We start from the raw sequence: 1,539 nt of genomic DNA on the forward strand, positions 1-1,539 counted from the left end.
TTCCATTACGGCTTCGCTGCTGGGCTTCGGCATCCGCGACCGGATCGGTATCGGGCTCTGCTGCCTGGACAGGACGACCAAGGTATTCAGTCCTGCCGAAAGCGCTGCAGAGCGGCAGAAGATGATTCAATATCTGATTGATATCAATGCCGAAGGCAAGGGGCCGCTTGTGCCAAGGCTGGAAAAAGGCCACCGCATGTTTCCGAAAGGCGCATATTTCGTACTGATCAGCCCGCAAAGCGGCCAGCCGGTGCTGGATGTGATGCGCTGGGCGGAGAGCCGGGGAATGACCCCTTCCCATATTCAGGTACGCAATCCAGCCGGTAAGGCCGGTAGCGGGGATTGGCTGGATGTTCTGAAATCAAGCGGTGTGACGGGGTATAGCATCAGCTCCCTGCAGGATCTTCCTGCAGTCCTTGGAGGTGATACTGCAGTATGAGCCGCTGGTGGAACGGAATCAAATTATCCTGGCATCATTCCTTCAGCCTCCTCTGGCTGGTACTCATTGCCCTGCAATGGGTGTCCTTCACAGAACCTTTCTGGCTGGAAACGACTACATCGGCTGTGCTGCTAACACTCGCAGCTGTGGCCGTTATTGAAATTCTTTTACCGGTTAAATGGGGCTACCGTCTGGTTCTTGAAGCACTGGCCATGCTGTACGTGGTATACCGGCTGATCCTGCATAACAAAATCTATGTCCCTGATCCCTGGGCTCCGGCACTGCGTGACCGGCTGCCCGATACCGCAGCTCATATGGTCCCGTATATATGGTTTGCTCTGGCTGCCGGTGCCTTGCTGCTGCTGTCCTCCTGGTGGGTCTCCTCGAAAGCACGGATTCTGATGTTTCTCACCGCGAATATTGTTGCTTTTGCCGCACTGGACTCTTTTACTTCATCTATACTTTGGCAGGAGGTTGCCTGGACGGTATTTGCCGGGATGGGCTGGCTGGTGACCCAGCATTTGCGGAGCTTCCAATTACATTATCCGCGGGGCTGGACCTACTTGCTGCGTTACCCTTTTAAAGTAGCAGTCAATATTGCCATTATCTTCTCTCTGGTTATTGTTACTGGCGTTAATATGCCCGATGTGCGTCCTACACTTACCGATCCCTATACGGCCTGGCAGGATTGGAATGGCGTAGGGAAATCCTCCGGTTCAGGAACTTCAGGATCTTCGGAGGCAGGCGAGGGGGGAGCGGCTGCAGTCAGTTCCTCTTCCGGTTATAGTCTCGATGATGATAATTTAGGCGGAGGCTTTAATTTCGATTATTCACCGGTGATGACAGTAACCTCCGATTTGCGGACCTATATGCGCGGAGAGTCACGCAGCGTGTATTCCGGCAAAGGCTGGAGCGATGACGACCAGCTTAAACGGGGACCGCTGGAGAATGCCGCAGTAGGAGCAGAATTGGACCGGGTAACGGCCACCAAAGGAGAGACCCGGACATTGCAGCAAACCGTTAAGCTGCTCGGCAACAATGATTATCCGGTGCTGTTTGGCGCGTATTCCATTTCCAAAGTGGATTCGGTCGACGGTGAA

The 1,539-nt window shown here is 54.0% G+C and carries 2 pseudogenes; both read left to right on the plus strand.

The window, feature by feature from the left end:
• Positions 1-439 (plus strand): annotated as a pseudogene (locus tag AQR02_RS04485) (DUF58 domain-containing protein); the annotation flags it as partial.
• Positions 436-1,539, plus strand: a pseudogene (locus AQR02_RS33540) (transglutaminase); the annotation flags it as partial. The pseudogenes AQR02_RS04485 and AQR02_RS33540, both read left to right, overlap by 4 nt.

Source organism: Paenibacillus ihuae (genome assembly GCF_001368795.1).
GTDB lineage: Bacteria > Bacillota > Bacilli > Paenibacillales > Paenibacillaceae > Paenibacillus_AQ > Paenibacillus_AQ ihuae.